This is a genomic window from Streptomyces guryensis (assembly GCF_021261325.1).
Lineage (GTDB): Bacteria > Actinomycetota > Actinomycetes > Streptomycetales > Streptomycetaceae > Streptomyces > Streptomyces guryensis.
In genome coordinates this window covers 38,599-60,928 of record NZ_JAJSBI010000029.1, presented here as the reverse complement: position 1 = coordinate 60,928, position 22,330 = coordinate 38,599, and the positions used below count along the sequence as shown (strand labels likewise).

Below are 22,330 nucleotides of genomic sequence, written 5' to 3'. Positions count from 1 at the left end.
CTCAGCCTGCCTCAGGCGATCTTCCGGCGATAGGTGGCCATCGCGAAGACGTACGCCACGACGAGGATGCCGACGCACCACGCGAGGGCGGTCCAGATGTCGTCGCCGACCGGCTGCTGGGCGAACAGGGCACGGATCGTGTTGACGATCGACGTCACCGGCTGATGCTCGGCGAACCAGCGCACCGGGCCGGGCATCGTCTTCGTGGGCACGAACGCCGAACTGACGAACGGCAGGAAGATGAGGGGGTAGGCGAACGCGCCAGCACCCTCGACCGACGACGCGGAAAGCCCGGGGATCACGGCGAGCCAGGTCAACGCCAGGGTGAACAGGAGCAGGATGCCGGTGACCGCGAGCCATGCCGACACTTCTGCCCCTGAGCGGAAGCCCATGAGCACAGCGACGCCCACGACGAGCACGAGCGCGATCAGGTTGGCGACCAAAGAGGTGACGACGTGGGCCCACAGCACACCCGACCGGGCGATCGGCATGGACTGGAAGCGTTCGAAGATGCCGCTCTTCACATCGGTGAACAGCCGGTACGCGGTATAGGAGATGCCTGAGGCGATGGTCATGAGCAGGATGCCGGGCAGCATGTAGTTCACGTACGGAACCGACCCGGTATCGATGGCGCCTCCGAACACGTAGACGAACATCAGCATCATGGCGACCGGCGTGATGGCGGTCGTGATGATGGTGTCCATGCTGCGTGTGACGTGGCGCAGGGTCCGCACCGTGAGCGCGGCTGTGTCGTTGAAGAAGTACGTGGTCATCCTCGTCCCCCAGTTGTCGTGCCGGTGGCTTCGCTCTTGTCGCTGCCGCCGATGACGGCGAGGAAGATCTCCTCGAGAGTCGGTTGCTTCTCGACGTACTCGACCGTGGCGGGCGGGAAGAGCTGCTTGAGCTCGGCGAGGGTGCCGTTCACGATGATCCGGCCCTGGTGGAGGATCGCGATCCGGTCGGCCAACTGCTCGGCCTCCTCCAGGTACTGCGTGGTGAGCAGCACCGTCGTTCCGTGGCTGGCGAGCTCCTTGACCGCATCCCACACCTCGATGCGCGCCTCGGGGTCGAGTCCGGCCGTCGGCTCGTCCAGGAAGATCACCGGCGAATTCCCGATGAGGCTCATCGCAATGTCCAGCCGACGGCGCATCCCACCCGAATACGTGGACACTCGCCGCGCGCCCGCCTCGCTCAGCGAGAAACGCCTCAGCAGGTCATCCGCAGTCGCGCCAGGGTCCTTGAGGTGGCGCAGCCTGGCGACCAGGGCGAGGTTCTCCCGACCGCTGAGGATCTCGTCGACGGCCGCGAACTGCCCGGTGAGACTGATGGACTCCCGCACGTTCGCCGGCTGCGTGACAACGTCGAAGCCATTGACGCTCGCCGCCCCCGCGTCGGCTTTCAGGAGCGTGGCGAGGATCCTCACGGTCGTGGTCTTGCCCGCCCCATTGGAACCGAGCAGGGCGAAGATGCTGCCCGGCACCACGTCGAAGTCCACACCGCGCAGCACTTCGAGCTTCCCGTACGACTTCTTGAGATCTTGCACGCGAATCGCCGGACCGGCGATCGATTGGGCTGTCATGGTCATCTGCCTCCTTCGCGGAGCTGTTCCGGGCGACTGCGCGGAAGCTCCTCCCGGAAGGATGGAGGGTTGACCCAGCGTCAAGGTCAAGCCCGTTCCGACCACGGCACTCAGATCGCCGACCGGCCAGACACACCGCAGCGATGACGGGCCGCTCGCCCCGAGCTCGTTCGGCCGCGAACCCGCCCTACTCATAGCTGCCGGTGAACCACGCACGCGTCGGTTCCTGCGACTCACCGGCCAGAAATCGACGAACCCGCCTGCTTCGCCCGGCGGCAAGGTGGACCCCGGTGAGACTCCTCGCGACGCGGCACGCCGGGAGTTGTTCGAGGAGACCGGCATCCGGGCACCGCTCCTTCCGGTGCCCGCGGCTGTCACGGTGCGCTCCTGCCACCCCGACTGGGCTGCCACCGTGGGGGTGACCTTTCTGCAAGTCCTCGACCGGCGAATGCGGTTGAACCCTGAGGAGGGACAGCCCGCGGCCTGGCTGCCGCTCGATGAGCCTTGGCAGGGGTGGTTCGCCGAAGACCGCCTCCGGATGCAGGAATGCGCGGAACAGATCTTGAAGGCATAGGTTGGCCGGATGAAGCAGGGGGAGCAGCCCGCGACGCTGACCACGTCGACGGGCGAACGAGCACGGGGGCGGCATGCCGTCCGGCGGAGGAAAGCGGCGACGGGCGGACCGGGCCGGTCGTCGGTGCTGATGGCTGTGGCCACCGTCGTGTCCCGGGCCACGGGGCTGATACGGCAGGTGATGCAGGCCGCGGCACTGGGCCTGGGCCAGCTGGCCGACACGTACAACACGGCGAACACGGTGCCGACCAGCCTGTACACCCTGTTGATCGGCGGTGCGCTGAACGCCGTACTGGTACCCCAGCTGGTACGGGCGCGCGCCACCGATTCCGACGGCGGCCGGGCCTACGAGCAGCGGCTGGTGACCCTCGTGGTGTGCGTGCTCGGCGTGGGCACCGCACTCGCGGTGTGGGCCACACCGCAGATCGTCGGTGTCTACATCGAGGACACCCCGGACAAGCACGAGGCCTTTCAACTCACGGTGACGTTCGGGCGGTTCCTGCTCCCGCAGATCTTCTTCTACGGGTTGTTCGGCATCTACGGCCAAGTACTCAACGCGCGCGAGAAGTTCGGGGCGATGATGTGGACCCCGGTCCTCAACAACGTCGTCCTGATCGGCATGTTCGGCGCCTACCTGGGCCTGATGACCGTCCCGGAGCGGGTCGAGGACATCACCGAGGCCCAGGTGCGGCTCCTGGGTGTCGGGACGACCGCCGGCATCGCCGTACAGGCTCTGGCGCTGATCCCGTTCGCGCGGGCGGCAGGATTCCGTTTCCGCCCCCGGTTCGACTGGCGCGGCACCGGCCTGGGCAGCGGTATCCACGCGGCGAAGTGGACGCTGCTGTTCGTCCTGGCCAACCAGGTCTCCCTGGCGGTGATCACGAGCTACGCCAACGCCGCCGACGCGCAACGGACGAAGGCCGGTGTGGGCTACTCCGCCTACATGTACGCGCAGACCATCTGGATGCTGCCCCAGTCCATCGTCACGGTGTCCCTGGTGACCGCGCTGCTGCCGCGGATGAGCAGGGCCGCGTCGCGGACCTGCGCGCCGACCTGTCGCGGGCGCTGCGCGTCACCGGCGTCGTCGTCGTGCCCGCGGCCTTCCTCTTCCTCGCCCTGGGGCCCCAGATCGGCACACTGCTCTTCGCCCACGGCGCGTCCGACGCCACCATCGCGCAGCCGGGCGGGCACATGCTGCAGGCGTTCGGGCTCGGCCTGATCCCGTTCTCCGCGCAGTACCTGCTGCTGCGCGGCTTCTACGCCTTCGAGGACACCCGCACCCCGTTCTTCATGGCCGTGTGGATCTCCGCCGTGAACATCGCCCTGGCCACCGCCTGCCACGTCCTGCTGCCCGCCCGCTGGTCCGTGACCGGCATGGCCGGCGCCTACGCCCTCTCCTACTTCGCCGGCCTCGCGCTGACCGCACGGCTGCTGCGCCGCAGGACCGGCGGCCGCCTGGACGACGGCGCCGTGCGGCGCACCTACCTCAGACTGCTGTTCGCCGCCGCGCTCGCCGCGGCCGCGGGCTGGACCGCCGCACACGCCTGCACCACCGTCCTGGGCAGCGGTACCTGGGCCACCGTGGGTGCCCTCGCCGCGGGAACGCTCGCACTGGCTCTGGCGTTCGTGGCGCTGGCCCGTCTCCTGAGGATCGAAGAGCTGCGCAGCCTGCCCGGACTGCGGTGACGCCCGAGCCGGGGCTCCGCCCGACGGCGGCCGGCCGGTTTACCGATTCCGCTGCGGGCTACGCGGGCGACAAGCACTACCTCGCGATCGAGGACCTGGGAGGCACCATGACCCGGAAGATACGCGACGTGATGTCACCCGGCGCGGCCGCCGTCGAGCCCATGACCACGGTGGCGCGTGCGGCCCGCGTGATGCGTGAGCAGGACGTGGGTGACGTGCTGGTGGCCTACGACTGCGACCTGTTCGGTGTGCTCACCGACCGTGACATCGTGGTCCGGGCGCTCGCAGCGGGCCGGGACCCCGCCGACACGACCGTCGGCTCGGTGTGCACACCACCGCCCGTGGTGACCCTGACGCCGGACGACACGACCGACCGCGCCCTCGAACTGATGCGCAAGTACGCCGTCCGCCGCCTTCCGGTCGTAGAGCGCGGCGGCTGCCCGGTCGGCTTCGTCAGCCTCGGCGACCTCGCCGGCACCGAGGACCCGCACTCGGCCCTGATGGACATCGGCAGGGCGGCCCCGAACCGCTGAGGTTCCCGAACGGCCGGCCTCCCTCGACCCGGTAGCCGTGTGCGGGATGCGAGTCGTCATCGGTTCACGGGCCGGTCCCGGTTCGGCGTTCGGGGGCGGGGTACGGCAGCGTGAGCGTGCCGTCGGGTTCCAGGGTCACGTGTACGGCGTCGCTGATGCGGTTCAGGGTGGCGCACAGCCAGCCGCGGTCCGCGTCCGGCGCGGGTTCGAGACGCATGCGCCGGGCCCGCAGGGGCACCATGCGCAGGCCGGTCAGCCGCCCGGTGTCCGCCGCGACCGTGAGGAGGTAGGCGATCCGCAGGTCGTCGCGGTACTCCTCGTGGCCGCCGATGCCCTCGTAGTCGTCGATGAAGTCGCCGCAGCCGTAAAGGATCAGCCGGTCGCGGTAGACCTCGATCCGGCGGGGATGGTGCGAGGAGTGGCCGTGGACCACGTCGACCCCGCCGTCCACCAGGGCGCGGGCGAAGCGGACGTGTTCCCGGGGCACCCGGTACCCCCAGTTCGAGCCCCAGTGCACGGACACGACCACGAGGTCGCCCGTACGTCTTTCCGCCCGCACCCGCTGGACGATCTCCGCGGCGGCGGCCGCCGACACCTCGGGCAGACAGGAGACCCCCGACAGGTCGGCGGTCGCCGCCCAGCCCGGCGGAATACCGCTGGATTGTGCCCCGAGGGCGAACACCAGCACCCGGCCGCCGTCCGGGACCGGCACCGCGGCGGGCGCGTGGGCCTCCCCGGCGCTGCGTCCCGCTCCCGCCGTCCGCAGGCCCGCCCGGGCCAGCGCGTCCAGCGTCTCCGTCAGGCCCTCACGGCCGAAGTCCAGCACGTGGTTGTTGGCGAGGACGCAGACGTCCGGGCGAGCGACGGCGAGGGCGGGCAGGTTGGCCGGATGCATGCGGTAGTGGATCAGCTTGTCGGGCGCGAAGGCGGCGCTGCCCGTCACGGACGTCTCCAGGTTCACGATCCGGACATCCGGGGCGGCTTCCGCCAGCACGCGCAGGGCCTCGCCCCACGGCCAGGACGGTGCCACAGGGGCGGGAACCGGACCGCTCACCGACTCCGCCAGGCAGACGTAGGAGCGGGCGTCTCCGACGTACCCCTCCCGCAGTTCCGGTTCGCCGGGGTGCGCCAGGATCTGGTCGACGCCGCGCCCGAGCATCACATCGCCGCACAGGAACAGCGTCACCGTGCCGCCGCCCATGCCCCCACGGTAGTGGCCGTCACGCGGACGAGGCGAGCGTGAGGCCGGGCATTTCGGGTAGGCGCTACCACGGCCAGGGAACGCACCGTTCCGCGGGAGAATCCCATGAGCGTCACCCTCGTTCACCCACGCTCCAAGTTCGCTCCGGCGCACCTCGCCGAGCCGCCGCCGTCCGGCTACCTCCACATCGCGGCGGCGGTGGAGCCTCCGGGCGGGATCGGCAGGCCCGGGCACAGCCGTGACAAGACACACCTGCTCGATCTGCTGCGGGCCGAGGCGGAGGACCTGGCCAGCCTGGGCGAGGTGAAACGAGCGAGCGTGTACCAGGCCGCCGCCGTGGCACCGACCGTCGGCCGGCACCCGTCGGACACCGTCCACCCGGCCCGCTACGACGTGGTCGTCCTCGTCGAGACCAGGACGCCGCAGGACATCGAGCTGGTGCAGGACACCCCCGCCTACCGTCAACTGCGCCGACGGCTGGAGCAGGCCGCCGGCGACGTCCATGTGATGGCGGCCCGCTGCGGCAAGTGCGTCGCCGACGTGGGCCGCAGCCAGGAGGGCCTGTTCCAGTTCAGCTACTTCGTCGGTGATGATCCCGAACTCATCGCAGAACTCTGGGAGCACCTCGCGGGCTGGTACGCCGCCGAAACCGGCCTCGACAACTCGCTGCTGCTGCAGCCTCTCGACGGCACGACCTCCGACTACTGCTTCGTCGGCCACGCCCACTGGAACCTGAGCCTGGCCGCCGTCGCCCTGCGCCAGTTCACCAAGCCGAGCTTCTACCGCTTCCTGCAGCCCACGCTGAAGGAGAACCGCACGACCGTGATGCCGGTGCTGTACCACCTCGTGCGGCTGCGGCACCGGTGAGACACCTCAGGCCCGCTGGTCCGGCCCCGTCATGTCGTCGATACGGGTGGTCCCGCCGTTGCCGCGCGTCCGCACCCTGCGATGGCGGCGATGCGTCGGGCGGTGCGACGCGCCGCTCACCGCCGTGGCCAGCGCCAGGCAGAAGATGAGCGCCAGCGCGAGGCCGGAGCTGAAGACGGCCAGCGTGTTCATGGTGGCGATCCGGTGATCGAGCACCGAGACGGTGTATTCGGGGCCCCCGGACAGGTTGCCGGCGATCGCCAGGGCGGTGAAGGCGCCTGTCGCCCCGAGGAGAAGCAGTCCGATGAGCAGCATCCGAGTCATCTCCTCGAAAGAAGTACTTCGGCAGTACGGGTACCCGTGACCCGGCAGGCCATACGAGGCCCCGCCGGGCCGGCCACGAGGAAGAAGATGATGGCGATGATCTCCCAGCTGATCACGGTTCCCGCCGATGGCGTGGCGCTCCCGGGCGATCTGGTCCTGCCCGACTCGGCCCGCGCGGTCGTGGTGTTCGCCCACGGCAGCGGCAGCTCCCGGCACAGCCCCCGCAACCGCGCGGTCGCTGCCGAACTGCGCACCGCCGGGCTGGGTACCGCCCTGATGGACCTGCTCACCGAGGAGGAGGACCGCCGGGACGCATCGACGGCGGAGTACCGCTTCGACATACCTCTCCTGGGCCGCCGCGTGGTCGCCGTGGTCGACTGGCTGGAAACACAGCCCGACACAGGGAAGCTTCCGGTCGTCCTGTTCGGGGCCAGCACCGGGGCGGCAGCGGCCCTGGTGGCCGCCGCGGAGCGGCCACTGCGCACCCTGACCGTCGTGTCGCGGGGCGGGCGCCCCGACCTGGCCGGCGACGTCCTCCCCGGCGTACGGGCCCCCGTGCTCCTGATCGTCGGCGGCATGGACCCGGAGGTGCTGCGGCTGAACCAGGCGGCGGCCCGGGAGCTGAGCGGTCCGCACTCGCTGCGTGTGGTGCCCGGCGCCACGCACCTGTTCGAGGAGCCCGGAGCGCTGGAGCAGGTCGCGGAGATGGTGCGCCACTGGTGCGACGACCGCCTCAAGACCGCAGGTGAGGCCGTAGCGGAGCAGTGAGGGGCGACGGGCCGCGCGCGAGACGGAGGGACGGCCGGGGCGTGTGCTTCGACCGGCGCGCGCGGGGTACGCGGGGAACCGGACCGAGGGGGCCGTCTCCGTGTGGGAAGGAGTGGCGACCGCGATGCAGTTCCATGACCGCACCGAGGCCGGGCGGGAACTGGCCGAGCGGCTGCGGATCCAGCAGGAGAAGGGCGTCCTGCCGCACCCCCTCGTCCTGGCCCTTCCGCGCGGGGGAGTCGCCGTGGCCCGGGAGGTGGCGCGGGCGCTGGACGCCCCACTCGACGTACTGGTCGTACGGAAGATCGGCGCCCCCTTCCAGGAGGAACTCGGCGTCGGAGCGATCGTCGGCGACGACGATCCCCTCCTCGACGAGGACGCCCTCCGTCAACTGGACCTGACCGAGACCATGCTCGCCCCGGTGGTCGAACGCGAACGAAAGGAACTCCACCGCCGCGAACGCCTCTACCGTCAGGGCCGCCCCGCCCCCGACCTCACGGGCCGCACCGCCATCGTCGTCGACGACGGGCTCGCCACCGGATCGACGGCCCGCGCCGCACTGCGGTACGTACGGCGTCAGGCCCCCGAGCGCGTCGTACTCGCTGTGCCGGTCGGCTCACCGCGCGCGGCGGACGAGATGCGCGCCGAGGCCGACGAGGTGGTCTGCCTTCGGCGGCCGGCGTCCTTCATGGCTGTGGGCCTCTGCTACGAGCGGTTCGAGCAGCTGACGGACGAGGACGTGCTGAGGGCCCTGCACACGGCGGCAGGCTGAGCCCGCGCGCTCCGGACAGCGGGACCGGCGATGGTCCAACGGAAAGGCCGGCCCGACACCAGGGGCGTCGCGCCGGCCTTCTCCTTGCGCGGACGAGTCCGCTGGTCAGTCCGTGCCGAACTCCATCGCGGCGCGGTCCAGCAGCTCGTCGGCCTCCGAGACCTCACCGCGCGAGGCGATGACCTCCGCCCCGCCCTCCGGCAGTTCCGGCATGGTGCCGATCAGGCCGGTCGCGGCCGCCTGCGAGGCGCCGATGGTGGGGCTGCCGGTGCCGATCAGGCCCAGGCCGACGTACTGCTCCAGCTTGGCGCGCGAGTCGGCGATGTCCAGGTTGCGCATGGTGAGCTGGCCGATCCGGTCCACCGGGCCGAACGCCGAGTCCTCGGTGCGCTCCATCGACAGCTTGTCCGGGTGGTAGCTGAACGCCGGGCCCGTGGTGTCGAGGACCGAGTAGTCCTCACCGCGCCGCAGCCGCAGCGTCACCTCGCCGGTGACGGCTGCGCCGACCCAGCGCTGCAGCGACTCACGGATCATCAGCGCCTGCGGGTCCAGCCAGCGGCCCTCGTACATCAGCCGGCCCAGACGACGGCCCTCGTTGTGGTACTGGGCGAGGGTGTCCTCGTTGTGGATCGCGTTGACCAGGCGCTCGTACGCGGCGTGCAGCAGGGCCATGCCCGGCGCCTCATAGATACCGCGGCTCTTGGCCTCGATGATCCGGTTCTCGATCTGGTCGGACATGCCCAGGCCGTGCCGGCCGCCGATGGCGTTGGCCTCCATGACCAGGTCGACCGGGCAGGCGAACTCCTTGCCGTTGATCGTCACAGGGCGGCCCTGGTCGAAGCCGATCGTCACGTCCTCGGCGACGATCTCCACCTCGGGGTCCCAGAACCGCACGCCCATGATCGGCTCGACGGTCTCGACGCCCGTGTCCAGGTGCTCCAGCGTCTTGGCCTCGTGGGTGGCGCCCCAGATGTTGGCGTCGGTGGAGTACGCCTTCTCCGTGCTGTCCCGGTAGGGCAGGCCGTGGGCGAGCAGCCACTCCGACATTTCCTTGCGGCCGCCGAGCTCGGTCACGAAGTTCGCGTCCAGCCAGGGCTTGTAGATCCGCAGGTGCGGGTTGGCGAGCAGGCCGTAGCGGTAGAACCGCTCGATGTCGTTGCCCTTGAAGGTCGAGCCGTCGCCCCAGATCTGGACGTTGTCCTCGAGCATCGCCCGGACCAGGAGGGTGCCCGTCACGGCGCGGCCCAGCGGGGTGGTGTTGAAGTAGGCGCGCCCGCCGGAGCGGATGTGGAACGCCCCGCAGGTCAGCGCGGCCAGGCCCTCCTCGACCAGTGCCGCACGGCAGTCGACGAGACGTGCGATCTCGGCACCGTAGGTCTTCGCACGGCCGGGCACCGAGGCGATGTCGGGCTCGTCGTACTGACCGATGTCGGCGGTGTAGGTGCACGGGACGGCACCCTTGTCGCGCATCCACGCGACCGCGACGGAGGTGTCGAGACCGCCCGAGAAGGCGATGCCGACGCGCTCGCCGGCGGGAAGGGAGGTGAGGACCTTGGACATAGGAAGAGTATGCATCATCTCGCATGGTCATGCAAAGGGGGTTCTGTGTGCCGCCGATTCCTGCAGGTTCCCGCCCACGGGATGCCGCGGCTCAGGCACCATGATCGTGTGACATACGCGGTGACTGTGGACGTGGACCTCCCCGAAGGCGCCCCGGAGCTCGACGTTCTTCAGCGGGAGGGCGTCGGCTTCCTGCTGCGCAAGGGGCTCGATTCGATCGCGGCGATCGAGGGACCCGACGGGATGGAGGTCGACCTGGTGGACGACGCCATCGCCGTCCATCCCGCCGGAGTACTGCTGAAGCTCTTCGTCGACGCCCCGGCACTGGAATTCGCCGAGGACGCCGCGCGTGAGGTCGTCGCGGAGCTGCTGGAGCGCAGCGAACCCCTCTCCGACTGGGAGATCACCAGATGCGGGGTGGACCTGCACCCCGAACTGCTGCAGGAGAGCCTCGACGCGGCCGACGGTCCGGACGCACCGCCCGCGGATCCCGCTGAACGCGCACGCCGGCACGCGGCGGCCGAGCCCTCCACCGGGTCGGGCCGTCTCGACCGCGCCGAAGTCGACGCCATGCGGCGAACACTCCGTGCTCTCGCACCGACACTGCGGGCCTTCCCGCTCGAGGCCTTCGGGCACCGCGAGGACGAGGAGGAGCGGATCGTCGGCCGTGAAGCGGCGGAGGTCGCGGCCGGCGCCGTCGTGTACGCCATCGATCTGCTGGTCGACGAACTCTTCACGGACCTGGCCGGGCTGGAGGAGGACGGGCCCACCGTCGCGGAGACCGACGCGCCGTTCATGGTCCTCGACGATCTGCCCCCGCGGTTCGCCCTCCAGTACACGGTGCTGTTCGTCCGCCGCCTGACGGTCACCGCCGTGACCATGACCGGCCGCCTCACCCAGCCGCACTTCGGCGGGCCCAGCTGCGTGGCCGAGGAACTGCTGCTGAAGTTCCTGCTCGCCCAGGCCGAGGTGACGGCCGACCTGTACGAGCTGCTGAGCGACGAGGTCGAAACCGCCCTGCAGGTCTTCGCCGACAGCGTCTTCGAGGACATGGACCACGAGTGGCTGTACACCCCGACCACGGACGGCATCGCCAAGGGCGCCGTGCAGGACTGGTTCATCCCCTTCGGCGAGGAGCGGTACGTCCATCCCTACGCCGCCAACGACGACGGCGACGACGACGGGGAGCCCCTGGACTGACCCGCCCCCGGACCGACTCCCGCCGGCGCACGGCGGTCCTACCCTGGTGTCCGTGCACACCGGTTTCCCTTACGACGGCGACGGCGACGGCGACGGCGTCGACAGCGACGGACCGGGCGCGGCCGCGGCCAGGATCACCGGGCGTACGGTCCGCGGCGAGCGCCGGTTGTCCGAGTCCGTGGCCGAAGTGGGCCTCGACGGCGGGCAGTCGGTGATGGTCAAGCGCGGTGACGATCCGGGCGCGACGCAGGCCGAGGCGGCCGGCCTGCGCTGGCTGGCCGACGCCGGCACGGTCCGCGTTCCCGACGTACATGGGCACGACCGGCGCTGGCTGGTGACCGACGTGGTCGCGCAGGGCCCGCCGACGGCCCGGGCCGCGGTGCGGTTCGGGCGCGGCCTGGCCGCCCTGCACGCCACGGGCACCCCCGCGTTCGGCTCGCCGCCGCCGGGCGGCCCCGTGGACGCGTACATCGGACTCGCCCCGATGCGCAACGCCCCCGGCACCGACTGGCCCCGCTGGTACGCCGAGCACCGCGTGCTGCCGTACCTGCGCGAGGCTGTCGACCGGGGCACGATCCGTCCCGCCGAGACGGCCGTGATCGAGCGCGTCTGCGAGCGGCTGCCCGAACTGGCGGGACCCGCCGAACCGCCCGCCCGGCTGCACGGCGACCTGTGGAACGGCAACGTGCTGTGGGGGGCCGACGGAGATGCCTGGCTGATCGACCCGGCCGCACACGGCGGGCACCGGGAGACCGACCTGGCGATGCTGCAGCTCTTCGGCTGCCCGCACCTGGCGGACGTACTCGACGGCTATCAGCAGGCGGCCCCGCCGGCCGACGGGTGGGCGGACCGGGTAGCGCTGCATCAGCTCTTTCCGCTGCTGGTGCACGCGGTGCTCTTCGGGCGCGGATACGCCGAACAGGCCCTCGCGGCAGCACGAAGGGCCCTCGCGTGACGGGACGTGAGGGCCTGGTGTGAAGTGCGGGGTGATGATCCGGGAGTCCGGGTGCAGTCCGTCCGGCGTCGGCCATCAGACCAGTGACGTACCGGACGCTGATGTGGTCGCGCCCGACGGTGCCGCGCAGCAGCGCCTCCACCGTGATCCGGTGGCCCTCGACATGGTCGGCCCGGGGAGCGGCCCTCATATGCAGGTGCAGCCGCCCGGCCGTCCAACTGCCGTCCCGCCCACGCCTGAACACCAGCGGCAGCGCGATCCGGCCGGGACCGCACGGCTCCGACTTCATGCGCACCGTGGCGGGCTCGAACGGCCGTCGACGACCGTGCCCTCCGGCAGTCCCGCCAGACGTGCCGGATGACCAGTGGTTCCAGGCGGTGGGACGTTCCGGAAGGGCTCGCAGAACCCCGCCTGCCGACCCATTGGGCTCTTGCCCGACCGCCGGCCCGGCCCGCTTCACACGTCCCGCGACTTATGGCGTTTCCGTGTGGAAGGGGCTCGGAGATCTTTCGCGCAAGGCGCCTGACGTGCACAGTCAGGAGCCGCCATCGAGGCGAGTGCCGCGCGCTTGGAGGACAGCTGATGGGAGCCCATGAACACCCGCAGCCGCCGGATGCCGTCCCCGCTCCGGACGGCATCGGGCGCAGACGCTTCCTGGGATACGTCCTGGCCGCCTCGACGCTGACTGTCGCCGCCGAGCTCGGCGAGGCCGTCCTCGCGCCCACCCGGGCCGCGGCGGTCGTCCCCTCCGTGCCCGGACCGGCCGAGATCTACGACCTCAACGACATGCTCACCCACGCCACCCTGCCCACGGCGAACCTGATCACCATCCGGGTCGACCCCGACGGCACCGCCTCCTTCGCCCTGCCCCGGGCCGAGGTCGGGCAGGGCATCACCACCTCCAGTGCGATGCTCGTCGCCGAGGAGCTGGACCTGCCGCTGGACAGGGTCCGGGTCACCCTCGCCGACGCCCGCCCCGAGCTCCTCTTCAACCAGCTCACCGGCGGATCCAACACCACCATCTCCACCTTCACCCCGATCCGGGTGGCGGCCGCCGTCGCCCGCGGTCGGCTCCTCGAAGCCGCTTCCCTCGAACTGGGCGAGGCCGTCGACACCCTCACGGCGAAGCTCGGCGTCATCACCTCCACTGCGACCGGCAGGAGCCTCGGCTATGGCGAACTGGCCGAGAAGGCAGCAGGAGTGACGACCAGGCAGGTGTCGGTCACGCTCAAGGAGCCCTCCGAGTTCAAGGTCATCGGCACCGCGCAGCGCCGCGTCGACGCGCTGGAGGCCGTCACCGGCCGCAAGAAGTTCGCGATGGACGTGCAGGTGCCGGGCGCGCTGCCGGCCATGGTGTGCCGTCCGCCCACGATCAACGGCACGGTCCGCTCCGTCGACAACCTCGACGAGGTGCGGGCCATGCCCGGCATCACCGACGTCGTACGGATCTCCACGGGCGTCGCCGTCCGCGGCCGCACCTTCGGGCAGTGCATCGACGCGGTGCGCGCACTGAAGGTCACGTGGGGCCCCGGCACCGTGGAAGGCGCCTCCGACGACACCATCCGCGCTGAACTCCGCAAGGCCGAGCTCCCGCTGCCCGCCCTCGACCTGCTGACCAAGGCGGTCGACGCCCGCTTCACCTTCCACTTCGCGAGCAACAGCGCGCTGGAGACCAACTGCGCCGTCGCCGACGTACGCGAGGACTCGGCCGAGATCTGGGCCAGCCTGAAGTCCCCGATCACCGCCCAGGAGCAGATCGCCCTCACCCTCGGACTGCCGGCGAGCGCGGTGAAGGTCCATGTCACCCAGGGCGGCGGTTCCTTCGGACGCAAGCTCTTCCACGACGGTGCCGCCGAGGCGGCCGAGATCTCCAAGGCGACGGGCAAGCCGGTCCGGCTGATGTGGCACCGCACCGACGACTTCCGCCAGGGCCGCACCCACCCCATGTCCACCTCACGGGTGCGCGCCACGTATGCGCTGGGCCAGGTGCTCAGCTACGACCAGCGCCACACCTCCGTGGCCACCGACTTCGGCCACGGCGTCGGCGAGATCATCACCTCCGAAGCGGCCCGGCTCCCGGTCGGTGACCTCACCTTCTCCGAGACGATCTTCACGCTCACGCAGCAGACCCCGTACAACTTCGGCGTGGTCACCCAGCTCCTCAGCGAGACCGCCAAGGGCTTCCACACCGGCTCCATGCGCAACATCTACTCACCCAACGTGCGGTGCGCACAGGAGCTGATCGTGGACGAGCTGGCCAGGCGGATGGGCCAGGACCCCTATCGGTTCCGCCGCGCGTTCCTGAAGGACGAGCGGGCCCGGGCCGTCCTGGACAAGGTCGCCGAGGTGGGGGAGTGGGGGCGGAGCATGCCGGCCGGCACGGCCCAGGGCATCGCCCTGCACCCCGAGTACCACGCCCACGTCGCCGTCCTCGCCGAGATCGACTGCCGCCCGGGGACCACCGGCCGCAAGGTCCCCGACGCGTACACCGGGCCACGGGTCACCAAGGTCGTGTGCGCGGTCGACGCCGGGCTGGCCGTCAACCCGCGCGGCCTCCAGGCCCAGATGATGGGCGGCATCATGGACGGCATCGCGATCACCCTCAGCTCCGGACTGCACCTCGCGGGCGGGCGCTTCCTGGAAGGCAGTTGGGACAACTACTTCTACACCCGGCAGTGGAACACCCCGCCGGAGCTGGAGATCGTCGTCATGCCGCCGACCACCGGCAAGCCCGGCGGCGCGGGCGAGCTGGCCGTCGCGGGCGCGATGGCGGCCGTGGCCTGCGCGTACGGGCGCGCGACCGGCACCATGCCGACCACCTTCCCGATCAACCACGACGGCCCCCTCGGCTTCGAGCCGCTGCCCACGACCCCGCCGGTCCCGGCGTCCCCCACCGACGGCCTGAACCGCGCCTACTAGGAGCCCAGGAGGCCCTTCGTGCCCGAACACACCTTCATCCTCAACGGCACACCGGTGACCGTGGACATCGAGGACGACGTACGGCTGCTGTGGGTGCTGCGGGACGTCCTGGGCGTCACCGGACCGAAGTACGGGTGCGGGCTCGGCGTGTGCCAGGCCTGTACGAGCCACATCAACGGCAAGGCGTTCAACCCCTGCAGCGTCCCCGTGAAGGACCTCGCCCCCACCGACGAGGTGACGACCATCGAGGGGCTGCCCGCCACCGTCGGCAAGGACCTCCACCCGATGCAGGAGGCCTGGCTGGAGTACGACGTCGCACAGTGCGGCTACTGCCAGCCCGGCCAGATCATGACCGCGGTCGCCAAGGTCCGCCAGGCCCGCGAGGAGGGCCGCGACATCAGCGAGGCCGACCTCGACGAGATCCGCAACGTCTGCCGGTGCGGTACGTACCACCGCATCCGGGAGGCGATCATGGCGGGTGCGAAGCGCTCCGCTGGTGGGGCCGGGACGGGGAGTTGATTGTCTGCGGTGCCGTTGTGGCTGGTCGCGCAGTTCCGCGTGCCCCTTCGGGCCGCGGCCGAGCCGCAGCGGACTTCGCCCGCCCCGCTCAGTAGCCCTGCCCGGCCCGCAGCAGGTGGTCGCGGACCAGGGCGACGTGCGGGTTGACGGCGGCGCCGGGGCGCTGGACGAGGAAAGCGGTGTTGATGGGCGGGTCGTCCGGGTCGTGCAGCAACACCAGGGCGCCCGAGGTCAGTTCGGCGGTGCACAGGTAGCGGGGGAGCACCGTGAAGCCCGTACCGCCGAGGACCGCGGCCCTGACCGCGTTCAGGTCGGGCATGGTGACGGCCGGCTGACAGACCAGACGCCTGCCGAAGACATGACGCCAGTAGCGGCGCACGATCGGCAGGTCCTCGGCGTAGGCGACCAAGGGCACGCCGTGGAGAGCGGCGGGCCCGACGGCGGAGATCCGGGCCGGCCCGCCGATGCGCTCGGCCCAGGAGGGGGCGGCGACCAGCACGAACTCCTCGTCCCCGAGGGGCACCGCGGCCAGGGCCCGGCCGCGCGGCCGGAACGTCGCGATCACCAAGTCGTGGCGGCCCGCCCGCAGGCCGTCCAGGAGCGGCTCGGTCAGGCCGGGGGTGATGCGCAGCCGTACACCTCCGTCCACCAGCGGCGCGAGGCCGGGCAGGACGGAAAGGGTCAGGAACTCGCGCGGCCCCGCAAGGTGCACCGGCTCCGGCGGCCGCTCGTCGGCCGCCCCGCCCCGACCACTGATCGTGGCGAGGGAGTCCAGCGGCTGCACGATCCGGGAAGCGAGCTCGTCCGCGTACGGAGCGGGGGAGGCCCCGCGCGCCTGGCGCTGGAACAGTTCCCGGCCCAACTGCCGCTCCAGCGCGCGCACCTGCGTCGTGACCGTGGGCTGCGACAGCCCGAGCAGCCTCGCCGCGGCCGTGAAGGAGCCCGTACGGTAGACGGCGAGGAACGTGCGCAGCAGATTCAGATCAAGCGCTGCTGAGCCGCCGGCCTGCGCTCTCTCCTCCCGATCATTGGTTTCCCTATCCCTCATATCGACGAGCCTATTGGATTCCAATGGCAGGCGGGGCTTACGGTCGGGGACACCACCACGCTGACGACCCTCGGAGACACACCATGTCGAAGATCCTTTTCGTGATGACCGGCGTCGACTACTGGACGCTGGCCGACGGCACCCGCCACCCCACCGGCTTCTGGGCCGAGGAGGCCGTCGCCCCCTACGAGGCGTTCAAGGCCGCCGGTCACCAGATCGTCGTCGCCACCCCGGGCGGCGTCGCGCCGACCGTGGACAAGGGCAGCCTGGCCGCCGAGTACAACGGCGGTCAGGAGAACGCCGACCGCGTCGCCGGCGTGCTCGCCGCGGCCACCGAGCTGCAGCACCCCATCAGCCTGGCGGACGTGAACCTCGACGACTACGCCGCCGTGTACTACCCCGGTGGCCACGGCCCGATGGAGGACCTCGCCGTCGACGCCGACTCCGGCAAGCTGCTCACCCTCGCCCTGAAGTCCGGCAAACCGCTCGGCGTCGTCTGCCACGGCCCCGCCGCGCTGCTCGCCGCCGAACAGGACGGCGTCAACGCCTTCGCCGGATACCGGGTGGCCGCGTTCACCAACGCCGAGGAGACCCAGTCCGGCCTCGCCGACAAGGCCAAGTGGCTGCTCCAGGACCGGCTGACCGAGGCCGGCGTGCAGGTCCAGGTGGGTGAGCCGTGGGCGCCGCACATCGTCGTCGACCGCAACCTCGTCACCGGCCAGAACCCTGCCTCGTCCGCCCCCCTCGCCACGGAGCTGCTCAAGTCGCTGGGCTGACCATGACCGCCGGTCGGCTCGACGAGGTCCTCGGCGAGCCCGGCCCCGGTGGACGGGGCGCTCCAACTCGCCCACCCACAGGGAAAGTTCGGACACCAGTCCGGCATCCGTACGACGACCTCGGCGCCGGCCCGCGCCGTCGTCCGCGCGACGCCGTTCTGCGCACGGCCCCCGGCGCGGACGCCGTCTTCTGCGGCAGCGACCAGATCGAACGAGGCGTGACCAACGCACTGAGATGGTGCCGGAGTCCACTGGCAGTCCCTCTCGTGGCGTTGACGGATACATGCCGGTATCCCGACGATGATCGGCATGCGTTTCCTACGGCGACTGCGTGACGATCTCTCCGCGGGAGAGAACCTGGAGCTCTACGTCACTGCGCTGCTCTCCCTGACCCTCGCCGTACTCGGCGTGTTCGACGTGGCCGGCGGCAAGGTCCTCACCGCCGCCACCCTGGCGACACTCGCGCTGCTGGCCGGGAGCCTGCTGGGCAGCCGGCGCCAGATCGCCGACCTCGCCGCGGAGGTCCGGGCGGGCCGCTCGGGGGAGGTCTCCGCGGTGGACTTCTTCAGCAGCGACAAACCCGAGGCCGTCGAGCAGGTCCGCGCCGCACGGGACATCGGCATCGTCGGCATCACCCTCGCCAGAACCCTGCGCAACCTCGTCGACCTACTGGAGCAGCGGGCCCTCGCCGGAGCAGTCGTCAAGGTCGCACTCATCGACCCCACGTCGACGGCACCCGCGGAGGCCGCCCGGCGCAGCACCATCGCCAACCGGCCCGAGGTCTACGAGAACCGGTTGCGCCCCTCGATCGACCTCCTGAAGGAACTCGTGGAGAGACCGGGAGCGGACGGCAGGGTCGAGGTCAGGTTCCTGCCCTTCGTGCCCGCCCACGGGCTGATGCTCCTGGATCCCGGGCGTTCGAACGGGATCATCTACGTCGACGTCTACTCCCACAGTTCCGCCAGCGGCGACGCCGTCTTCACCGTGAAGCCGGGGCGCGACGGCCACTGGTACGAGCACTTCCAGGCAGAGTTCGAGCGCGTGTGGGAATCGGGCCGCCCGGCCGGCGCCGGGGACGGCTTTCCCGGCGCCCGTTGAGGGCTGTGCCGAGCTGTTCACTGGACGTTCAGTCGGACGACAATTTGTTCGGTCTCCAGTGAGTAGGTTCCCTTCATGGCGACTGCACAAGCAACTGACAAGAACCCCGGCGAGCTGAAAGACGTCCCGGGCTGGTTCCCGCCGTTGGATCAGGTGCTGTTCACCTGGTTCCTCGAGCGGCAGGAGACGCGCGGCTTCCGGGGCGACTTGCTGGAACTCGGCGCCTACATGGGCAAGAGTGCGATCCTGCTCGGCCAACACCGCCAGGACGGCGAGGAGTTCACGGTCTGCGACCTCTTCGGCGGCGATGCTCCGGACGGAGCCAACCAGGCCGAGACGGCGAAGTCGTACTCCTCGCTCACCCGCCAGGCCTTCGAGCGCAACTACCTCTCCTTTCACGACGCCCTGCCCAGGGTGATCGAGGCCCCCACCTCCGTGATCTCGAAGGAAGTGGCCCCGGACAGCTGTCGCCTCGTCCACATCGACGCCTCACACCTGTACGAGCACGTCCGCGACGACATCGGCGCGGCCCACGACCTCCTGGTGCCCGACGGCATCGTCGTCCTCGACGACTTCCGCTCCGAGCACACCCCCGGCGTCTCGGTCGCCACCTGGGAGGCCGTGCTCAACCGCGGACTGCGCCCGATCTGTCTCAGCACCCAGAAGCTGTACGGCACCTGGGGTGATCCGGAGCCGGTGCAGGAGGAACTGCTGGCGATGCTCAGGGACCGCACGGACGTCGGCCTGAGCGTCCAGAAGGCCGCGGGGCACGTCCTGGTCCGCACCCGCGCCCAGAAGGGAATGCAGCCGCCGCCCTTCCCTCGCTCCCGGTACTACACGGCAGCCGAGGCGCCCAAGCCCCCGACGCCGGGCGCTGCTCCCGCGCCCGCCGCTCCTGCGGTCTCCGCCCGCCGCCGTCCCCGCTCCCGGGTCCGCCGCATCGGTGTGGACCTGCTGCCCCCGATCGTCACCCGGGCGATACGCCGGGCTCTCGCGCCGGGCGCCCAGGGTGCCGCGGCACGTCTGTCGCGTTGAGGAGCGGCGAGCAGTAGGCATCGGAGCCTGCGAACCTGCCCCGCGTGCGCCGCGGTGCCGGTTCGCAGGTTCTGAGCTGCCGGTGAGGCCGTTCGTGCAGGGGTCCCAGATCTCGTCCGCGGTGTGGCTGTGGGAGCCCCTGGCCGAGGAGATGCTCCGCTAGCCCTTGTCGACCAGGCTCTGCGTGCCGATCACGGAGATGAGATCCAGTTTCTCGGCGGCCTCGGTGCCCGGTTCGGCCGAGTAGACGAGGATGTGCAGGTCGTTCTCCTCCACCCGGAGCAGGTCGCAGTCCAGCGTGACCATGCCCACCTGCGGATGCTCGACCGTCTTGCGCGAGGCCGCCAGCCGGCCGACGACACCCGCGTCCCACAGCTCCGCGAACCTCTCGCTCTTCGCGCGCAACTCAGCGATCAGGCTGCGCAGTCGACGGTCGGCCGGATAGCGGGCGGCGGTCGTGCGCAGCTCGGAGACCATGCCGACCTGGAAGGCGCGCCACTCCTCCGGGGTGTGCCGCACCCTGCTCGGAAAGCCGAGAAAGTTGCGCCACACGCCGTTGCGTTCGAACCCGCGCAGGCCGGACGGGTCGCCCATCAGCGCCGCGTACATCGGGTTGGCCAGCAGCAGCGTCATGGCCGCGTCGGAGACCGCGACGGGCGTGTCCACCAGCCGGTCCAGCAACCGCTGGACACTGGGCGTGATGAACCCGGGCACCACGTCGGGCCCCGGTGGCACCAGCCCCGCCAGACCGTACAGATACGTCCGCTCGTCCCCGGACAGCCGCAGCGCCCGGGCCAGCGCCTCGACGACCTGCCCGGACGGGTTGGCCGCCCGGCCCTGTTCGAGGCGCGTGACGTAGTCGACCGAGATCCCGGCCAGCAGGGCCAGCTCCTCGCGCCGCAGACCGGCCGCGCGCCGGTGGCCGCCGGAGGGCAGCCCCGCCGTCTCCGGGGCGACGCGGTCGCGCCAGCGCCGCAGCGCACGTCCGAGTTCCGTCGCCGTCATGCCCCCAGTGAACACCGCGGGCCGCACCCGTGCCTGGTACTGCCAGTCCCAGGAAGAAGGGTCTCCTGGCTGATCGCGCCGTCGCGCCGGAGTCTGGACGCATGACGACAACACTGATCACCGGAGCCAACAAGGGCATCGGCCACGAGACCGCCCGCCAGCTTATCGCCGCAGGTCACACCGTATACGTGGGGGCCCGCGACCCCGAGCGCGGAAGCCGGGCCGCCGAAGAGCTGGGCGCACGCTTCGTCCTCCTCGACGTCACCGACGACGCCACGGTGGAGGCCGCGGCGAAGGCCGTCGAGGCGGACGGTGGACTCGACGTACTGATCAACAACGCCGGGATCGAGACCCGCGGCGAGGGCAACAGCGTGCCCACCGCCGAGACCGTGACCGCCGACCAGATGCGCAACACCTTCGAGACGAACGTCTTCGGCGTCGTCCGCGTTACCCACGCCTTCCTGCCGCTGCTGCGGCGCTCGGCCGCGCCGGTCGTGGTCAACGTCAGCAGCGGACTGGCCTCTCTGACGCATCTCTCCGACCCGGACCACGCCGCGCACTTCTATCCGGGCATCGCCTATCCGACCTCCAAGACCGCGGTCAACATGCTCACCGTGCAGTTCGCGAAGGCCTTCCCGGACATGCGGATCAACTCCGTCGAGCCCGGCTTCACCAGGACGGACCTCAACGGCAACACCGGCACCCAGACCGTCGGGCAGGCCGCCGAGATCATCGTGCGCATGGCGCAGGTCGCGCCCGACGGTCCGACCGGCGGCTTCTTCGACGTCAACGGCCCGCTGCCCTGGTGAGGCACAGCAGAACGTGCCCCCGGGCAGCCCCTGAACGCCCCCGGCACCACTGACCGCCGCGCCGCAGCCGCCCACGGTACGAGTGGGGCTCGGGCAGGAAGTGGCTGATGGCCAGTTCGACGAGCCGTCCGGCGACCGTCCGGTGGACGCGGTCGACGCGCAGCAGGGCGCGCCCCGGTTCGCACCCCAGGTGCTTGGCGGTCTCCGGCGTGGCGTCGGCGACGGTGATGCTCAGCCCCGGCCTCGGCGATCGGTGCGCCGGGCGTTCCAGGACCTCGTCGCCGAGGGGCTGGTCCACCGCCTGGCACCGTTCGGGCAGTTGTCGAGTAGCCGTAACCCCCGTGGATCCGCACGGCGTTGAGCGCGATCTCCATGGCCGTCTCCGACGCGAACAGCTTCGCCATGCCCGCCTCCATGTCGACCCGGCGCCCGGCGTCGACCTCCCGGGCCGTCCTGGAAGGACAGCTCGCAGCTCTCCACGCCCTTGTAGCCGAGCTTGGGCAGATCGCGCGAGACGACGAGGCCCGGGCCGGGCTCGGCCAGCGGCACCGAGATGCCCGCATGACGGGGGTCGGCGGCCGGGTCGGTCTTGCACAGCAGCGCGATCAGGCCGGCGCGGCGGGAGTTGGTGATCCAGGTCTTCGCCCCGTTGACGACGTACTCCCCGCCTTCGCGGCGCGCCACGGTCGTCAGCGCCTGCAGGTCCGAGCCGCCGCCCGGCTCGGTGAGCGCCGTCGTGGCACGCACCGCCCCGGTGGCCAGCCTCGGCAGATACCGCTGCTTCTGCTCCTCCGTGCCGTACAGCAGAAGGAGTCTGGAGACGACGGTGTGTCCGCCCATCGCTCCGGCCAGGCTCATCCAGCCGCGCGCGAGTTCCTCGGTGACGAGGACGAAGCACGGTGTGGAAACCGGGTTGCCGCCGTACTCCTCCGGGATGGCCAGGCCGTAGATGGCGAGTCCTTCATCCGCTCGATGAGGTTCTCGGGACAGGTGTCGGCGTGCTCCAGCTTCTGGACGACGGGCCTGACGTCGTTGTCGACGAACTCGCGCACGTTCCGGACGACGAGACGTTCGTCGTCCGAGAGGATGTCCAGGACGCTCAT

General features: G+C 70.9%; 21 protein-coding genes and 2 pseudogenes. 14 read left to right on the top strand and 9 right to left on the bottom strand.

What is annotated here, in order from left to right:
* Window positions 1-11 precede the first annotated feature (11 nt).
* Together LJ657_RS39105 and LJ657_RS39100 are read right to left on the bottom strand one after the other, a co-directional pair.
* Window positions 12-773, bottom strand: a complete 762-nt coding sequence (locus tag LJ657_RS39105; protein WP_232654444.1) for an ABC transporter permease — start codon at window positions 771-773, stop codon at window positions 12-14.
* The gene (locus LJ657_RS39100; protein ID WP_232654443.1) at window positions 770-1,579 is read right to left on the bottom strand and encodes an ABC transporter ATP-binding protein; all 810 of its coding nucleotides are present in this window, start codon (window positions 1,577-1,579) and stop codon (window positions 770-772) included. The genes LJ657_RS39105 and LJ657_RS39100 overlap by 4 nt, the downstream gene beginning before the upstream one ends.
* Window positions 1,580-1,772: 193 nt before the next feature.
* Here LJ657_RS39100 and LJ657_RS39095 point away from each other — a divergent pair, with 193 nt between their 5' ends.
* The 3 genes and pseudogenes from LJ657_RS39095 (at window position 1,773) to LJ657_RS39085 (ending at window position 4,371) form a co-directional block, all read left to right on the top strand.
* Complete coding sequence (locus LJ657_RS39095) at window positions 1,773-2,153, top strand: NUDIX hydrolase (RefSeq protein ID WP_308117119.1); 381 nt, start codon at window positions 1,773-1,775, stop codon at window positions 2,151-2,153.
* Between the two features lie 9 nt (window positions 2,154-2,162).
* Window positions 2,163-3,838, top strand: a pseudogene (gene murJ, locus LJ657_RS39090) (murein biosynthesis integral membrane protein MurJ).
* 107 nt (window positions 3,839-3,945) lie between these two features.
* Complete coding sequence (locus tag LJ657_RS39085) at window positions 3,946-4,371, top strand: CBS domain-containing protein (RefSeq protein WP_232654441.1); 426 nt, start codon at window positions 3,946-3,948, stop codon at window positions 4,369-4,371.
* A gap of 64 nt (window positions 4,372-4,435) precedes the next feature.
* Here LJ657_RS39085 and LJ657_RS39080 read toward each other — a convergent pair whose 3' ends face one another.
* Window positions 4,436-5,572, bottom strand: a complete 1,137-nt coding sequence (locus LJ657_RS39080) for a CapA family protein (protein ID WP_232654440.1) — start codon at window positions 5,570-5,572, stop codon at window positions 4,436-4,438.
* A 105-nt stretch (window positions 5,573-5,677) separates the two neighbouring features.
* Between LJ657_RS39080 and LJ657_RS39075 the strand changes: the two genes are divergently transcribed.
* A complete protein-coding gene (locus LJ657_RS39075; RefSeq protein ID WP_232654439.1) occupies window positions 5,678-6,439 on the top strand; it encodes a hypothetical protein in 762 nt (253 codons plus the stop codon).
* Window positions 6,440-6,445: 6 nt separating this feature from the next.
* Here the strand turns inward: LJ657_RS39075 and LJ657_RS39070 are convergent, their stop codons facing one another.
* Entirely contained in the window at window positions 6,446-6,754 is a 309-nt protein-coding gene (locus tag LJ657_RS39070; RefSeq protein ID WP_232654438.1) for a hypothetical protein, read from the bottom strand.
* Between the two features lie 105 nt (window positions 6,755-6,859).
* On the opposite strand from LJ657_RS39070, the gene LJ657_RS39065 reads away from it, so the two are divergent.
* Complete coding sequence (locus LJ657_RS39065; protein WP_232654495.1) at window positions 6,860-7,531, top strand: dienelactone hydrolase family protein; 672 nt, start codon at window positions 6,860-6,862, stop codon at window positions 7,529-7,531.
* A 124-nt stretch (window positions 7,532-7,655) separates the two neighbouring features.
* On the top strand, window positions 7,656-8,303 hold the full coding sequence (locus LJ657_RS39060) for a phosphoribosyltransferase (RefSeq protein WP_232654437.1): 648 nt from the start codon (window positions 7,656-7,658) through the stop codon (window positions 8,301-8,303).
* Window positions 8,304-8,408: 105 nt separating this feature from the next.
* Here the strand turns inward: LJ657_RS39060 and argG are convergent, their stop codons facing one another.
* Window positions 8,409-9,863 (bottom strand): argininosuccinate synthase, encoded by a 1,455-nt coding sequence (gene argG, locus LJ657_RS39055; protein WP_232654436.1) that lies wholly within the window; start codon window positions 9,861-9,863, stop codon window positions 8,409-8,411.
* A 108-nt stretch (window positions 9,864-9,971) separates the two neighbouring features.
* Between argG and LJ657_RS39050 the strand changes: the two genes are divergently transcribed.
* The 4 genes from LJ657_RS39050 to LJ657_RS39035 all read left to right on the top strand — a co-directional run bounded on the left by LJ657_RS39050 (window position 9,972) and on the right by LJ657_RS39035 (window position 15,456).
* A complete protein-coding gene (locus tag LJ657_RS39050) occupies window positions 9,972-11,063 on the top strand; it encodes a hypothetical protein (protein ID WP_232654435.1) in 1,092 nt (363 codons plus the stop codon).
* Between the two features lie 52 nt (window positions 11,064-11,115).
* Entirely contained in the window at window positions 11,116-12,018 is a 903-nt protein-coding gene (locus tag LJ657_RS39045; protein ID WP_232654434.1) for a fructosamine kinase family protein, read from the top strand.
* Window positions 12,019-12,600: 582 nt separating this feature from the next.
* Window positions 12,601-14,937, top strand: coding sequence for a molybdopterin cofactor-binding domain-containing protein (locus LJ657_RS39040; RefSeq protein WP_232654433.1), 2,337 nt, complete (start codon window positions 12,601-12,603; stop codon window positions 14,935-14,937).
* 18 nt (window positions 14,938-14,955) lie between these two features.
* Window positions 14,956-15,456: a (2Fe-2S)-binding protein gene (locus LJ657_RS39035; RefSeq protein ID WP_232654432.1), complete on the top strand. Its 501-nt coding sequence runs from the start codon at window positions 14,956-14,958 to the stop codon at window positions 15,454-15,456.
* A gap of 88 nt (window positions 15,457-15,544) precedes the next feature.
* On the opposite strand, the gene LJ657_RS39030 is transcribed toward LJ657_RS39035, so the two are convergent.
* A complete protein-coding gene (locus LJ657_RS39030) occupies window positions 15,545-16,504 on the bottom strand; it encodes a LysR family transcriptional regulator (protein WP_232654431.1) in 960 nt (319 codons plus the stop codon).
* 83 nt (window positions 16,505-16,587) lie between these two features.
* Between LJ657_RS39030 and LJ657_RS39025 the strand changes: the two genes are divergently transcribed.
* From LJ657_RS39025 to LJ657_RS39015, 3 genes are all read left to right on the top strand, one after another.
* Window positions 16,588-17,280, top strand: coding sequence for a type 1 glutamine amidotransferase domain-containing protein (locus tag LJ657_RS39025; RefSeq protein WP_232654430.1), 693 nt, complete (start codon window positions 16,588-16,590; stop codon window positions 17,278-17,280).
* 309 nt (window positions 17,281-17,589) lie between these two features.
* The gene (locus LJ657_RS39020) at window positions 17,590-18,378 is read left to right on the top strand and encodes a hypothetical protein (protein WP_232654428.1); all 789 of its coding nucleotides are present in this window, start codon (window positions 17,590-17,592) and stop codon (window positions 18,376-18,378) included.
* A gap of 75 nt (window positions 18,379-18,453) precedes the next feature.
* Complete coding sequence (locus tag LJ657_RS39015; RefSeq protein WP_232654426.1) at window positions 18,454-19,413, top strand: class I SAM-dependent methyltransferase; 960 nt, start codon at window positions 18,454-18,456, stop codon at window positions 19,411-19,413.
* A gap of 159 nt (window positions 19,414-19,572) precedes the next feature.
* Here the strand turns inward: LJ657_RS39015 and LJ657_RS39010 are convergent, their stop codons facing one another.
* The gene (locus LJ657_RS39010) at window positions 19,573-20,418 is read right to left on the bottom strand and encodes a helix-turn-helix transcriptional regulator (protein ID WP_232654424.1); all 846 of its coding nucleotides are present in this window, start codon (window positions 20,416-20,418) and stop codon (window positions 19,573-19,575) included.
* A gap of 101 nt (window positions 20,419-20,519) precedes the next feature.
* Here LJ657_RS39010 and LJ657_RS39005 point away from each other — a divergent pair, with 101 nt between their 5' ends.
* Window positions 20,520-21,227, top strand: a complete 708-nt coding sequence (locus LJ657_RS39005; protein WP_232654421.1) for an SDR family NAD(P)-dependent oxidoreductase — start codon at window positions 20,520-20,522, stop codon at window positions 21,225-21,227.
* Here LJ657_RS39005 and LJ657_RS39000 read toward each other — a convergent pair.
* Window positions 21,205-21,525, bottom strand: a complete 321-nt coding sequence (locus LJ657_RS39000; RefSeq protein ID WP_232654494.1) for a UTRA domain-containing protein — start codon at window positions 21,523-21,525, stop codon at window positions 21,205-21,207. The two genes, LJ657_RS39005 and LJ657_RS39000, sit on opposite strands and share 23 nt — an antisense overlap.
* Before the next feature lie 22 nt (window positions 21,526-21,547).
* Window positions 21,548-22,330: pseudogene (locus tag LJ657_RS38995) on the bottom strand (acyl-CoA dehydrogenase family protein); the annotation flags it as partial.